This is a genomic window from Selenomonas sp. FC4001 (assembly GCF_000701565.1).
Taxonomy (GTDB): domain Bacteria; phylum Bacillota; class Negativicutes; order Selenomonadales; family Selenomonadaceae; genus Selenomonas_A; species Selenomonas_A ruminantium_B.
Map to the genome: position 1 here is coordinate 141,134 of NZ_JNJF01000004.1, position 15,773 is coordinate 156,906.

8 protein-coding genes are annotated in these 15,773 nt (G+C 47.3%); all 8 read left to right on the forward strand.

What is annotated here, in order from left to right:
- Positions 1 to 376 precede the first annotated feature (376 nt).
- The 8 genes from T320_RS00740 to T320_RS00775 all read left to right on the forward strand — a co-directional run bounded on the left by T320_RS00740 (position 377) and on the right by T320_RS00775 (position 15,674).
- The gene (locus T320_RS00740; protein WP_051608514.1) at positions 377 to 826 is read left to right on the forward strand and encodes a CAP domain-containing protein; all 450 of its coding nucleotides are present in this window, start codon (positions 377 to 379) and stop codon (positions 824 to 826) included.
- Positions 827 to 923: 97 nt separating this feature from the next.
- Positions 924 to 2,624, forward strand: a complete 1,701-nt coding sequence (locus T320_RS00745; protein ID WP_156032676.1) for a ShlB/FhaC/HecB family hemolysin secretion/activation protein — start codon at positions 924 to 926, stop codon at positions 2,622 to 2,624.
- A gap of 21 nt (positions 2,625 to 2,645) precedes the next feature.
- Positions 2,646 to 6,158: a two-partner secretion domain-containing protein gene (locus T320_RS00750; RefSeq protein ID WP_037351985.1), complete on the forward strand. Its 3,513-nt coding sequence runs from the start codon at positions 2,646 to 2,648 to the stop codon at positions 6,156 to 6,158.
- Between the two features lie 239 nt (positions 6,159 to 6,397).
- A complete protein-coding gene (locus tag T320_RS13755) occupies positions 6,398 to 11,053 on the forward strand; it encodes a two-partner secretion domain-containing protein (protein ID WP_051608515.1) in 4,656 nt (1,551 codons plus the stop codon).
- Between the two features lie 195 nt (positions 11,054 to 11,248).
- Positions 11,249 to 12,472, forward strand: a complete 1,224-nt coding sequence (locus T320_RS13760; RefSeq protein ID WP_051608516.1) for a GGDEF domain-containing protein — start codon at positions 11,249 to 11,251, stop codon at positions 12,470 to 12,472.
- A gap of 175 nt (positions 12,473 to 12,647) precedes the next feature.
- Positions 12,648 to 13,385 (forward strand): hypothetical protein, encoded by a 738-nt coding sequence (locus T320_RS00765; protein ID WP_156032678.1) that lies wholly within the window; start codon positions 12,648 to 12,650, stop codon positions 13,383 to 13,385.
- A 53-nt stretch (positions 13,386 to 13,438) separates the two neighbouring features.
- Complete coding sequence (gene udk / locus T320_RS00770) at positions 13,439 to 14,062, forward strand: uridine kinase (protein WP_026760784.1); 624 nt, start codon at positions 13,439 to 13,441, stop codon at positions 14,060 to 14,062.
- Positions 14,063 to 14,273: 211 nt separating this feature from the next.
- Positions 14,274 to 15,674 carry a sodium-dependent transporter gene (locus T320_RS00775; protein WP_037351989.1) on the forward strand — a complete coding sequence of 467 codons (1,401 nt, stop codon included), beginning with the start codon at positions 14,274 to 14,276 and terminating at the stop codon, positions 15,672 to 15,674.
- Positions 15,675 to 15,773: the final 99 nt, after the last annotated feature.

Below are 15,773 nucleotides of genomic sequence, written 5' to 3' on the forward strand. Positions count from 1 at the left end.
TGTCAGTTTTTTTATCCGTTGACTTGTCAATTCCTTGCAGGAGTTTTCCATTGTTTGGCGAATAGAAAATAATAGTTAATGAAAAAAACATAAAATAAAATGCAAATTTTTCTGACAAAAGTATTGCTAACCTATGGATTATTCGCTATAATTAAGGTAGTAAGAAGTCTGAAAACTACATAAACAACACCGTGGCAGACATGTGATGGCTGCACCAGCAGGAGGACACCTTTATTCCATCGAAAGATGCGAATGAAGTTTCGCTGGTTTGTAAAACGGAGCTTTGAACTTCCCTGCACAGCAGGAGGGCATAAGGTGAGGAGACTAAGTGCTCATAAGCGATAAGTGAAGTTTACAAACGAAAGAGGCGAGCAAAATGAAGACCTGGCAGCGGATGGTTTCCCTGCTGGTTTTCGCGGTGGTTGTTATGGCAGCAACTCCGGCTATGGCCGCCAATTTGGAAAACAGCGTTCTCCATTTCGTAAATGTAGAACGTATGGCAGCTGGCGTACAGCCCCTGACCATGGACGAAACTTTGGCTGCAGCTTCTGACATTCGTGCAGAGGAAGCAGGCGTTCATTTCGCTCATCAGCGTCCGGATGGCCGTGAAGTTCAGTCCGTAGTAGCAGACGAATCTTACAGCTGGTTCGGTGAGAACCTGGCCGTCAGCACGGCAGAAGATGCAGCGGAAATCGTTCAGGCTTGGATGAATTCTCCGACTCATCGTGCCAACATTCTCAACCGTCATTATACGAAAATGGGCGTTACCTGCGCTAAAGGGGCCGATGGCCGTTACTATTGGGCACAGGAAATGGCTTGCGATTGAGATGGAATTGCTGAGAGATGTTTTATAGACTGTGGAATACTTGCGTCAGAGGACGCAAGTATTCTTTTTTTGTGTGCAGAAAAGAGTGTGGATTTGTTTGAATTGGAAATTACGTTATCTTGGAGTATTGATGACCGCGGCAGTGGTCTGGGGAAATCATGCGGAAGCTGCAGTGTTGGTCCCTGGAGGCCCCGATGCACCTGATGCAGGCAGTTTGACTAGAGAGCAGCAGGATAGAGATTTGACCCATCCTGAGGATGAAGTCAACCGCGCGTCGATTGCCGCTCCGGAGAAGGAACGGCCGAACCTTACCATGCCGGACGAGGTGAAAATTCAGGTCAAGGGTTTCAAAATCAGCGGTCAGGACATATACAGCGATGATGTCCTGCAGGCTCTGGTGGCCGAATATAATGGGAAAATGGTGACCTTCAAGGATTTGCAGGCCGGAGCCGATAAAATCACTGCCTATTTCCGCAAACACGGTTACCTTATGGCCCGCTGTTATATTCCCGCCCAGAAAATCAGCGGTGGCATAGTGGAGTATGCCATCCTGGTCGGACGTTTGGACAAAGTGGAAATTGACAATAAGACGAAAATTCATGAGTCAGCGCTCAAACGGGAAATTGGCTTTTTGAAACCGGGAGATTATTTGACCCGTCAAAAATTGGAGCGGGCTGTATGGCTGTTGTCCGATTTGGCTGGGGCAGAAGCCAAGGCAACGTTAGCAACAGGCCAGCAGACCGGCACGGTAACGGTCAAGATTGAATTATCGGGCCATCAGGGCAAATGCGGCCTGTTAAGTGCCGATAATTACGGCAACCGCTATACGGGCTATTATTCCTATGGCCTGTCCTATGATATATTGAATCCTGCCCGTGAGGGCGACCAGCTGGCCTTGGCGGGAAACACCACAGGCTCTAAGCTGTACAATTATGGTTTGAATTACATCCTGCCTGTGGGCAAGGATGGTTTGCGGCTGTCTCTTGGCTATAACAAGCTATCCTATGAACTGGGGGATGTCTATGAACGATTGGATGCCTGCGGCACATCCCGCTCCGCTTCCTTGGGGCTAGATTACGCCATTAAGCGCAGCCAGATGCATAACCTCTATGCGGGCTTGCGCTATGAGCATAACAGCTTAAAGGATGAAATCCGCACGGCAAATTCCAATGTGCCCAAGCATAGCGATGGTGTGGTGTTGTCCCTTTACGGTGATGACCTGTCAGGAAGAGGCGCATTCAGCTGGCGGGTGGATTATAAATGGGGGAATCTCGCCTTTGAAAATGATGAAGGGCGGAGACGAGGACAGATAAGTCAGACATCCGGCACCTTCCATAAGCTCCGCTTCAATCTGATGCAGCAGCAGCGCTTGACCAATCGCCTGAATCTGATTTTGACTGCCAGAGGTCAGCTTGCCAGCTCCAATCTCGATTCCTCAGAGCATTTCTCCTTGGGCGGAGCCAGCGGTGTGCGGGCATATCCTGCCAGCGAGGCTTCGGGAGATATCGGCTATCTGTTGCGTGGTGAATTGCGTTACGCTCTGCCACCGCAGGGAAAAAATCAATGGCAGCTGGCCGCCTTCCTTGACCATGGCGGCGTGCAAATCAATAAGCATGATGACGGCCTGAGCGACAATGAACGCTTCTTGCAGGGGGCAGGCTTGGGCGTTATTTTCTCGCGCAGGGATGAATTCTTCCTTCGGGCGGATTACGCCTGGATATTGGGCGCAGCAAAGCCTCAGAGTGATACCAGCAGTCCGCGCGGACGCTTCTGGCTGCGCGGCGGTTTGTACTTCTAACAGAGAGGGGATATCGTCAATATGAAATATACACAGAAAAAAGCATTGCGCTGGATGGTGGCCATGGGACTGACGATGACTGCTTTTTCCTGGGGCAGTGTAGAAGCAATGCCCACAGGCGGCGAGGTCCGCTCCGGTGATGCGGAGATAAAAACGAGCGGCCAGACCATGGACATCGACCAAAAGACCTCGCGAGTGGCTCTCGATTGGACAGGCTTTGATATCGCCAAAGGCGAAACGGTTCGCTTTCATCAGAATCCCAGTGATATTGCCATCAATCGCATCTTAGGCAATAAGGCTTCGGAAATCTATGGCAATTTGCAGGCGGGAGGTACGGTGTTCCTCTTAAATCCGCAGGGAATTCTCTTCGGACAAGGAGCACAGGTGGATGTAGGAAACTTGATTGCTTCAACGGCACAGGTTGACGATAGCTTCATGAAAGGTTTTAGTGATGGCGGGGATGTCTCACTGAACCTTGGTGAAGCTTCTAAAGGTAAGGTAATCAATGCTGGTGACATCAAAGCCCAGGGCGGCCTCGTGGCTTTGCATGCAGCTAATGTCGAAAACACCGGCAGCATCAAAAATGACGGGGGCAAAGTGTCTCTTGCCGCCGTTAAAAATCTGGAACTCGCCATCGATACGGCAGGCAAAATTAATTTTGAAACCAACGGCGAAACCGCCAATGCCCATACGCTGAATGCAGGTACGATTCAGGCCGATGGCGGCTATGTGGTCATGACGGCCAAAAGCGCCGGCGATATGCTCAGCGAAGTGGTCAATAACACAGGCATTATCGAAGCCAAAACTGCCAGTATCAACGACAAGGGAGAAATCCTGTTAGATGGCGGTGAGCATGGCACGGTCAATGTCAGCGGTAAACTGGATGCTTCTGGCTTAGCAGAAGGTCAAAGCGGCGGCACTGTGCGCATTCTTGGCGAGAATACCAGTGTCAAGGATAGTGCGAAACTAACCGCCAGTGGCGATAAAGACGGCGGTCTTGTTGAAACCTCCGGTGATGTACTTGACGTGTCAACCAAGGCTGATATTGAGGCTAAAGGGCGCACGGGAAAGGCTGGGGAGTGGCTGCTGGACCCGCTGAATGTCTATATTGGAAATAACAATACAAAGAACGGAATACCATATACCATTAGTGATGATAAAGACAATATTAATACAATCCAAGGAGAAGGTTATAGCTTTATTGATGCTAATTCCGTAATTAGCAAACTTAATGATGGAACGAGTGTTACTATTAAGGCAATAGATAGTAAAACTAAAACGGTAGATAAGGAAGAGATAAGGATAAAAGACTCTAATATTATCGTTGATTCACCTATAGAAATGACTAAAGGAAAAGAAGCGACGCTGACATTAGAAGCTGAGCGCAATATAGTAGTAAAAGAAAAAATATCTGCAAGCGGTGATAATAAACTCAATGTAGTCCTACATGCTGATACTGACGGTGATGCAAAAGGCATGGTAGCAATTAGTGCGGATATTAATACCAATGGCGGTGAATTTACAGCAGGAGCATGGAATACTAATGATGAGGGGAAGAAAGAAATTACAGTTGGTGTATACTTTGGACCTTATGATGAAAAAAACAATACACCTACTAATGATAAATTGACTGAGCAAGACGAACCATCGATTAACTTAACTACTAATGGTGGAAATATTAATATATATGGTGATGTGGCAATGGGGTTGAATGGTGGTACATTGACCGTTGATACCATAAGTAAATCTGGCAAAAATGGTACTGTCAATATTACTGGCAATGTAGACTCGCTGAATATTTACAAGGTGATATCAGCTAATAGTACAAATTATACGGATTATGTTCATGAATTAAATGGAATTAAGAAAACGATAAAACCTGAAAATGATGGTATTGAAAATATTGTTAAAGAATACTATGATAATTATCTGTATGCGCATGGTTACTATAAGAACTGGTCTGAATTACCGTCAGAGGAACAAAAAATAATTAAAGAGCGTTATGAATCATATGGTGGGGCATTAAATGATTATTATGTAGGTAACTTAAAAAGTAAATATAATAAAGAGTTGAAAGATTTAACCCCAAAAGAGAAAGAGGAAGTAAAAAAGAGTTTTGAGTCCTATGGTGGGGTAGAGAAAACTATTAAGGATTATTATGAGTCTAAGATACAAATCCCTGAAAAAAAATATGATGATTTAATTTCGAGTAACGACCCAAAAGACTTGAAAAAGCTTGATGATTTATATACGACAGTGCTCTCGCTAAAAGGTTGGGACAAGACTCCTGTTAATAGAGAATCAATATTGAATCGTTGGGAATTGTCCAAGGAAGCGGCCAAGGAGGGCACAGCTGGTGGCGCAAATGTGGGAGATAAGTATCTCGCGACAATTACCACGGCCTTGGAAGAATGGATTGTGGGCTCTAGGTTGGAGAATGTTTCTGATAAACAATTTTTTGTTGGAGGACATACAGTAAAGGTCGATTCTCCTAAAGACCGTGTGTTCCGTTGGGAAACTGGACCGGAAGGAGAAAATGGAGAAACATCTTTTTATACCACTACTGATAAAGGCAAAGGTTATGTTAGCTTAGATATGTATCAGGATTGGTTACATAATGATAAAAAGAATAATAATGATCCGAACAATGATAGTGCTAGTCCAACCGGCGATGGCCAACCTTGCTTAGCACTACGTTGGCGCGATAATGATTCATTTTGGAGTGATGTTGACAATCAGCAGAGTAATGTCAAAGGTTTCATTCAGGAAACGAATACTCAACCATCTAGTTTTAAGGTGAATAGTGGTAGCGCCAAGGTGACCATAGGAGGGAACATCGGGAAGTCGGCACGTTTGCATGAGCTTGATATTACGACTAGTGGCAAAATTACTATTGGTGGTGGTATCAATTATGCGGCCAAAAATAATGCAGGTACTGGAAATCAAGACTTGGACAAAGCCCTTCATAAATATTCTGCCGAGAACATAAAAGCAGATATTGTCAAATTAGGTGTTGAGGAAAGTTATCGCTATAATAATTCTGTGGAACGCCCGCAGTTTGCTCCATTAACCTTTACGCCAATTACCGGCGAGGCAGATTATCGTGAGGTACAGGAAGAAAAGAACAGCTCGGTTGAACAGGTCTTAGGTTTGACCACTGCCAAGCTGCCGCTGGTGAAGGAAGTCAATGGCACGCTTACAAGCTACGGCACTTATCGGCTGGCGGTTGCCCCGGACAAGGTGACGATGGAACTTGCTGATACGAGTGTTCCAGTGCCGGCCAATGGTATTCACGACCAGTATCGTGAGTACACCAAGAATCTGACGACGAAGCGTGGCGCGGCAGATTTCAAACTCAGCTACGACGGCTCCGTCTTTGCCCTTCATCCCATAGGGCAGGAGGCCGAAAAGATGTTAGCAGCTGGTGACGCGGCTCACAATGTGGATGTTGTAAGTCAGGCGCTCTACACAGCTTTCCATGATATGGGATTGACACTTGATGACTTAGATGCAGTATATGTATGTTTCGCATAACTGCGTAAGGGCAGCCCTGCAGGAGTAAATCTTGCAGGGCTGTTCCTTTTTCTAAAAAGCTCTATTCACAGAGCTTAACTTGTGATATAATTAAAACAAAATTAAAAAGTTGCGTTTTCTGAAAAAAACACTTAAGGAAAAGCGGTGATTTGACGATATAGAGTATATAGAGGAAATAAATGCCAGGGCAAGGGCTTCATGTTGCTCTGGTTTTTGATATACGAGAAGGGGATGATCTTATGAAATCTTCGCGGCAGAAGGCCCTGCAACAGGTAGTGGCCTTGAGCATGATGATGACAGCTTTTTCCTGGAACAGCGCAGAAGCTCTTCCGGAAGGAGGCACAGTTCGTTCTGGCGACGCAGATATCAGTAAGCAGGATCAAACTCTCGTAATTGATCAGCATACGCAGACCGTGGCGCTGGATTGGAACACCTTCGATATTGCCAAGGGAGAAACGGTCAGATTCAATCAGCAAGCGAGCGATATCGCTCTTAACCGGATCATCGGCAACAAGGCATCCGAGATTTACGGTAACTTGCAGGCAGATGGAACGGTGCTTCTGCTTAACCCTCATGGTGTTCTTTTCGGACAGGGGGCTCAAGTAGACGTTGGAAACCTGGTAGCCTCAACGGCACAGGTTGACGATAGCTTCATGACTGGTTTGGGAGGTAGCGTGGAGGCAATCTCGCTGAAACTCGGTGAAGCATCGGACGGCAAAATCATCAATGCCGGAGATATTCGGGCCCAAGGGGGCTTAGTAGCTTTGCATGCATCTGTGGTGGAGAACACGGGCAGCATTGCTAGTGAGGGCGGCAGGATTGCCCTTTCTGCGGCCAAAAATCTGAATCTTTCCATAGATTCGGCGAAAAAATTGAATTTCGAAACCACAGGGGAATTGGCCAATGCCCATGTGCTGAACACCGGCAGTATTCAGGCGAATGGCGGCCATGTGCTGATGACGGCGAAAAGCGCTGGCGATATGCTCAGTGAAGTCGTTAATAATGAAGGCATTATCGAGGCCCAAACCGCTAGCATCAACGACAAAGGAGAAATCCTGCTCGATGGCGGCGAACATGGTACGGTCAATGTCAGCGGTACTTTGGATGCTTCGGGGCTGGCAGAAGGCCAGAGCGGCGGCATTGTGCGCATCGTTGGGGAGAACACCAGTGTTAAGGCTAATGCAAAACTTACCGCCAGCGGCGATAAGGATGGCGGCCTCGTGGAGACTTCCGGTGATGTACTTGACGTGTCAATTTCGGCTGATATTGAGGCGAAGGGCCGTACCGGCAAAGCTGGTGAATGGCTGCTTGACCCCATTGATATCATTATCAGCAACGAGGCACCAGTCGGTTATACCCCGCTGAGCGATACGAGTGGTTCCTTTGTAAGCCATAGCACAACGAATCATGAAACGTACAGCTATATCAATTCTGACTATATCAGCCAGCTTCTCAGCCAAGGGGTAAATGTCACCATTCAGGCGATTGACGGCCATACCAACAGTGCCTCGCTTTATGATTTGGGTACCTCCAATATTACGGTAAATGCTCCCATTACGAAATACCAGATTGGCACGAGCCTCAACGATGCCACGCTGACCCTGCAGGCGCAGCGTAATGTGTCCGTCAATAAACCAATCCGTTCCACCAGCGGCATGCTCAATGTGAATCTGCATGCTGATACGGATGGGGATGCCAAAGGTATGGTAATTCTCAATGCAGATATCAATACCAATGGCGGCAATTTTTCTTCTGGCACCGGCAATGCTATCGAAAATGGTACTGTCGGTACATACTTTGGCCATGCAGACGGAGATGCTGAAAATGCGGCTCGCCAGATAATCACCAAAGGTGGCAATGTCAGCCTATATGGTGATGTGGCTTTAGGCCTTAATCAGGGTGCTTTACGGATTGACACCCGTGACGCTGCTGGTACAGGCGGTGCGATTAAGATTACCGGCAATGTAGATTCGGCCAATACCTATAAGCTGTTTATCAATAACACTGATAGCGGTACCAAAGTTAAAGATAATCCGGAAATGAAGAGCATTGCCAAATACTATTATGATGAGCATCTGAAGGATATCGTGTTTATGGCTTTCGATGCCTTTGCTGATTTAGCGCAAACGGATGAGCATTATGCAAAGTTATATCAGGAAGTTGCAGAACGTTGCTTTAATCAGTATGGCGGATACCAGAATCGGGTAGAACCCACGACTCCGGCAGAGCGAAAAGAAGCGCTGAAGGCTTATTTCAATGAGCATGTAAGTTTGGGCTCTGTAGGTGCTCCGAAAGATTTTGATGCATTGACCAGTGCAGAATATGAAAAATTAGCCAAGCATATACTGACAACTTGGGCCTTCAACAAAACGAACAATCGGGAATCTATCCTTAACCGCTGGGAAACTGCTAAGGAAGCTGCCAAAGAAGGAACCGCTGGTGGAGCAGCCATCGGTGACAAGTATCTGGCAACAATAACCACCGCTGTGGAAGATTGGGTGGTCAGCTCCCTTATGGCAGGAAAGGATTATGAACTGCTTCTTGGTGGGCGTACGGATTATGTTGGTCCACATGTTGTCAACGTGAATCGTATTTTCCGTTGGGAGACCGGCCCCGAAGGACTGGCCAATAATGGTGCCGGCACAGTATTTTTCACCGCCACAGGGGCAGGAAATGGCTATACAGCCGAAAATATGTATCAGGGCTGGTCCCATGATGTTACCAACCCCAGCAATAAATTTAACGAACCAAATAATGATGGCAAGTACGAACAGCCCTATGTGGCCGTTGGCTGGCGCTGTGATACCAGTTGGGCGGATGTTGACAACCAAAAGAACAATGTCAAAGGTTTCATTCAGGAAACCAATTCGGAGCATTCCGGGTTAAATCTGCAGGGCGGCACTGGCAATGTGACCATTGGCGGGAACATTGGCAAATCTGCAACCTTGCAGGAATTGACCATCAATACAGCAGGCAAAGTAGAGATAGGAGGTGGAACGAACCTGGCAAGTGGTGGTACCTTTACAGGCCAGGTATTCACAGACAATGGCGTGGACATTACCGGTGGTGCTGGCGGCATAACCGTTGGTGACCGTATCACTTCTGCTGCTAGCGGCGTAACTCTTACGTCACAGGGTGATATCACAACCAATGGAATTACGGCCAGTGACAAAGTAGCGCTGCTTACCACGGAAAATGGTAAGACCGTTACGATGAACGGTAATATCCAAACAAGTGCAACGGCTGTTGATGCAGTGATTATTGATGCGAAGGATGGCACGTTTATCAATAATTCTGTGGAGGCCAAGGGAATCGAAACGGGAACCGGGGGCAGCTGGAAGATTTATTCCAATGCACCGGCTGCAGACACCTTTGGTACCAACCTCAACAGTGGTACCTATGCCCTGTGGAACCGTGGGTCCGAATCTTACGGTTACACGGCGGTGCAGGCGGATGATGCCAGTGCAGTTGGCCGTTACATTTTCCGTCATCAGCCAGTGGTAACCTTTACCGCTAATGACCAGGAGAAGATTTACGGCAATGAAGCCCAGAGTCAGGCCACATGGACGGTTACTTCCGATTCCATGAACTACAGTGCAGCCTTTGATGAATCGTCTGTAGTTAATGGAACCAGTGTAGCAGGAAGTGCCACAAGTGATGGCTTTGCCGCAACGGCAACGAGAACAGATGGTCAATATAGTGCTTCGGACAACCATATGGCCGTCTATAAAATCAATATGAATTCCGACAGCCCGGCATTCCTGCAATCGCAAGCAGTTGCTAATGGCTATGACCCCATGCCATCCTATGGCTCCGGAAAAATCAACGTGAACCGGCGCGACTTAACCGTAGCCTTAGAGCTTAGCACTACATACGGCAGCACCGATTACACGCAGATGATTCTGGCGGATAATTTGGTTAATGGTGACAGCATCAGGCAAGTAAACTATACCCTGAATGACAGCTATGCAGCCCTTATCGGTGCCAGTGCTGTGACGGCGCCAGTGGGTGAGTATGCTAACGCTGTGCTGGCTACATCGTTGAGCTTTGAAGATACCAATGATGCAGCTAACTACAACGTTACCTACAACAATGCAAAGCTGACGATTACGCCGAAAGAAGTGCTGCTCGATTTAACTGGCAGCGGAACGTCTCTGGACAAGGAAAACATCCAGATTCAGGGCGCAAGCTATGCATCACAATTAGTTAACGGAGATACATTAGACAGCGCGCCTGCAGTTGCCTATGACATTGGCGGTCAGCTCTCGGGCAATACCTATGGGATTGACCTGCTGGTTAATGGCAATAAGGTGACGGACGGGACGACCGTAGATAATTACCGCTTCAAGTATACGGGCGTGTATACGCTGGAGCCGGTTAACCAGACTGCAGCAGGTGGTACCTTGGAACGTCCTCAGTTTGCTGCCTTGAGCCTTACTCCCCGCACAGGGGAAGGCAGCTATCAGCTGGTTACGGATACCAAGACCACTTCGGTACAGCAGGTTTTAGGTTTGACCACGGCGAAACTTCCCTTTGTGAAGAAAGTGGGCGGCAACCTTATAAGCTACGGTACTTACAAGCTGTCGGTAGACCCGGAAAGAGTGACACTGGAAGCAGCGGATACGAATATTCCCGTACCTGAGAATGGACGCCATGACCAGTACCGCGAATATACCCGCACGATAACGACGGAACGCGGTGGGGCAGAGTTCAAACTCAGCTATGATGGTTCCGTGTTTGCCTTGCATCCTGCAGGCAAACAGGCGGAAATGATGTTGAAAGCTGGCGACGCAGTGCACAATGTGGATATTGTAAGCAAAGCGCTTCACGTAGCTTTCAGTGAAATGGGATTGGGACTTGAGGATTTGGATGCGGTATATGTATGCTTCGATTAACTAAGTGAGGGCAGCCCTGCAAGAGAAAAACTTGCAGGGCTGTTTTTTCTGGATTTCTTTGCTTGTGGAAAAGTTTTATTAATTCTTGCAGGTTTTTTTTTTTTTTTTCGCGAATATTATTGTTGAATGAAAATTCAATGGTTATCCAGAGGCACTACACCAGAAAAGGATTTCAGGGAAGGAGGTAGTGCAGGGATGTATTATTGTTTGGTGGATTTTCTAGCTTTGCTGGTTTTGCTCATTACCAACCATGATGTGCTGCAGCGGGATTCAGTGGCCGCTGACAGGTCTTACCAAGGGCGATACCGCATGTTTTTGCTGGCGGTAATCAGCTATTATATTGTGGATGCAATCTGGGCATGGCTGTATGAGCTGCAAAAACTCACTTGGCTGTATGTGGATACAGAAATATATTTAATTGTCATGGCAGCGGGGATTTGGCTGTGGCTGCGTTATGTAGTGGCTTATTTAGGGATAAAAAATATCTTCAGCCAGTTATTTTGTTATGCAGGGCAGCTTTTATTTGCGGTGGTACTTATCGTGACCATACTGAACCGTTGGTGGTCATGTATGTTTTGGTTTGATGAAGCAGGGGTTTATCATGTCGGGCTTGCCCGGGATACAGTCTTTATTTATCAGATACTCATTCTGTTGCTGATTTCACTGTATACGCTGTGCTTTGCCTCGAATTGTAATGAAAAACAGCGGAAGCGGTATTATACCATCGGATTGACCGGCTTTATCATGCTGGTGCTGGTGGCGATACAGATTTTTTTTCCTACCTATCCGCTTTATGCTATCAGCTATATGCTGGGGTGCTGTCTTCTGCGTACTTTCGTTGTGGAAAACGAGCGGGAAGAGTATCGCAATAATCTGGAACTGGCACTGGAACGGGAGAAAGAGCAGTTTCAGGAGTACAAAAGAACGTGGAAGCTGGCTTATAATGATGCCCTGACTGGTGTGAAAAGCAAAAGGGCCTTTATGGAGCATGAAGAACTGCTGGACTGGCAGATGGCTCAGAAAGTAAAAAACAAGTTGGCGATTATCGTCTTTGATGTTAATAATTTGAAGCAGATAAACGATACATTGGGTCATGATGAGGGCGATCGGTATATCAAAGAAGCATGTAAGATAATCTGTGACATCTTTAAGAAAAGCCCTGTGTATCGCGTGGGTGGCGATGAATTTGTTGCTGTCCTGGAAAATGATGACTTTGATAACCGTGAGCAGCTGCAAAATGCCTTTAACCAGATCATTGAGAAAAATCTTTATCGTAATGATGTTGTTGTGGCAATGGGAATGGCAGAATACGTGCCCACGGAAGATGAATGCTGTCGGCAGATTTTTGAACGGGCTGACCAGCGAATGTATGCGCGCAAGCGCGAGTTGAAAAAGTTTACATCCCCCTCACCCCCTTGAGGGAGATAATAGTTCTGGGTGCATTCTTCCCGCCCGGAACTTTTTTTATGCATAATGATGGCCAAGCTGAAACGGACAGTAATCTTTTATCCTGCATAGCACAAAGGGAAATAAAAAACTTTGTAGAATAATTTGCTATATGGAAGATAAAGCAAGCGGAATCGAGGTGAGGCTTGTGAAAAAAACCAGCATCATCATTGGCGCAGTGATTGTCTATATCATCATCATGGCCGCAGGCATAGGCGCGTATTTCTACTTTGACCAGCAGCAAAAGTTACATCAGGAACAATTGCAAGCGCAGCTCCAGCAGCAAAAGGAAAAGACTCCGGAGGAGCTACAGCGCGAGGCGGAGAAGGCCAAGGAGGAAGAACTGCGCAGACAGGCCGAAGAACAGGAACGACAGAAGCGGGAACAGCGGCGCAAGAAAGAACGGGAACTCAAAGAGGCCATGAAGGAAGAAACCATCAACGGCATCACCTACTATAAGTATAATTGGCCCAAGAAACCGGAGCCTGGCGTGTATCTTCGTCCCTTCGTGATGGCGGGAGGCGTCAAGGCGGCCATGGCCTACGAAATCTATTACTTTTATCACATCAATGACCCTTTGCAGACGGCTTGGATTAATGGCGATTTCTTGGACATTGTGGCGGGCGGTGAATCGACCACAGTGCCTTTGGACTATTCCCGCATCAATAAGCACATGGCTTCGGATGCGGAGTGGCTGATAGAGAGCTATTCCCTGACGGCTGCCCCCAACGTAATGGCGGCCTTTAAGCGTATTCTGGCTACGGGGGGCGGTTCCATTGTGTATTACCACAGCGGCGGCAAATCCCGTCATCACGATTTGAGTGCCACAGAGGTAAAACGCATTCGCGAAATGATGGAACTTTATGAAATACTGGCGGCGGAATAAATTTTGTGCTATAATCGTTACTAATGCTGTATTCAAAGGAGGTGTTGCACCAAATGAAGACAACGATTATTGGTATTGCGGGCGGCTCTGGCTCGGGCAAGTCCACCTTTACCAATCGCTTGAAAAACTTTTTTGGTGAAAACATAACGGTCATATACCATGACAATTACTATCGGGCTAATGATAAGTTATCGATGGAAGAAAGACGGAAGATTAACTACGACCATCCCCAGGCCCTGGAAACGGATTTGCTGGTGAAGCATTTGGAGAAGCTCAAAGCCGGCAAGAGCATCAAGTGTCCGGTATATGATTTTACGCAGCACAATCGCTCGGATAAAACCATTACCATTCATCCCAGCCGGGTTATCGTCGTGGAAGGCATTCTGATTTTCCAGGATGAACGCCTGCGCGATGCCTTTGACATCAAGATTTTCGTTGAAGCAGATGCCGATGAACGCATCCTGCGCCGTGTGGTGCGCGATATGGATGAGCGTGGCCGTGAACTGCAGGATATCATTGAGCATTATCTGGCCACGGTTAAGCCCATGCACTATCTCTACGTGGAACCCACCCGCAATGTGGCGGATATCGTCCTCAACAGCGGCCTCAATGATGTGGCTTTTGATGTGATGAAGACCAAGATTGAGTCTATTTTGGAAAATCCTGATGAAGATTGAGAATAGACAGTTGTATTCTCTGTGTGTAATATAAAAGAGACCAAATCAGCCGTAATCCCTGTCCAACTGGCATGGATTGCGGCTGATTTTCTTTTGCATGCTTAACACAATGTCGTTTTTAGAAACACAAAAGTATATCTTTATAATAAAATACTTTACAAATTACTGTAAAGGTGTATAATGTTCTTATCAAGAATTAGAGGTGATGTATATGAACGAGAAAAACAGCAAGGACAGCAGCTTTTCCGGCCAGCTTGGCTTCGTGCTAGCGGCAGCCGCCTCCGCCGTAGGCGTTGGCAATCTTTGGCGCTTCCCGTATTTTGCCGCGAAGGATGGCGGCGGAATTTTCCTGCTGACGTATTTGATTCTGCTTGTGACCTTTGGTTACGCACTTCTGTCTTCGGACTTGGCTATCGGCCGTAAGACACAGCTCAGTTCCATCAAGGCTTATGGAGCCATGAAACCGGGCTGGAAATTCCTGGGTATCCTGACCTTCTTCGTACCGGCAATCATTATGACGTATTATGCGGTTATCGGGGGCTGGATTACCAAGTACGCAGTGACGTTCCTGACGGGAGCCGGCGCTGCGGCAGCTCAGGACAATTACTTCGTGGGCTTCATCACGAATCCTGTGGAGTCCGGCATCTATGCCGCCATCTTTATGCTGGCGACGGCTTATGTGGTCTATCGGGGTGTGGAGCGGGGCATTGAGGCTTCTTCCCGCATCATCATGCCGATTCTTTTGGTCACGGTTATTTTGATTTCTCTGTACGTTTTGACCTTGGAAGTCCATGATGCGGACGGCACGGTAAGAACGGGCTTGCAGGGGCTGGCCATTTACTTCCTGCCCAACTTTGAGGGGCTGACCCTCAGCAAGTACATCCAGATTGTGCTGGATGCCATGAGCCAGATGTTCTACTCCCTGTCTGTGGCCATGGGCATTATGATTACCTATGGTTCCTATGTAAAGAAGGATGTCAACCTCAATCAGTCCGTTTCCCAGATTGCCATTGTGGATACGGCAGTGGCTGTACTGGCCGGTATGATGATTATTCCCGCCATCTTTGCTTTCTCCGGGATGGAAGGCATGGCAGCAGGGCCGAAACTCATGTTCGTATCCCTGCCCAAGGTCTTTAACTCCCTTGGCATTGTGGGGATTATCATCGGAGCCGCTTTCTTCCTCATGGCGATCTTTGCCGCATTGACCAGCTGCATTTCCGTATTGGAAGCTATCGTGGCCAACTGCATGGAAATCTTCCATGCCGAGCGCAAGAAGGTAACCCTGGTTGTCAGCACCTTCTATACGGTGGTTACGGTCATTATCGCACTGGGCTACAGCCTCTTCTATGTGGAAGTTGGTCTGCCTAACGGTTCCACCGGACAGCTTTTGGATATCATGGACTACATCAGCACCGCCTGCATGATGCCCATTATCGCCTTCCTGTCCGCTATCCTCATCGGCTGGCTTGTGAAGCCGGAATGGATTATCGGCGAGATGGAAGCCGACGGCAGCACTATGCCGCGCAAAGGCCTCTATCGAGTGGTTATCCGCTATGTGGCGCCGGTTATCATGGTGATTCTGGCCCTGCAGGCTTTCGGTGTAATTAATTAAATATTGAATAGCAGGAAATTAAATTCCCCTTGGCGAAATCATAGCTTATAAAAAGTATGATTAAGGACAAGGGGAATTTTTATGTGGACTTGGCTCAGT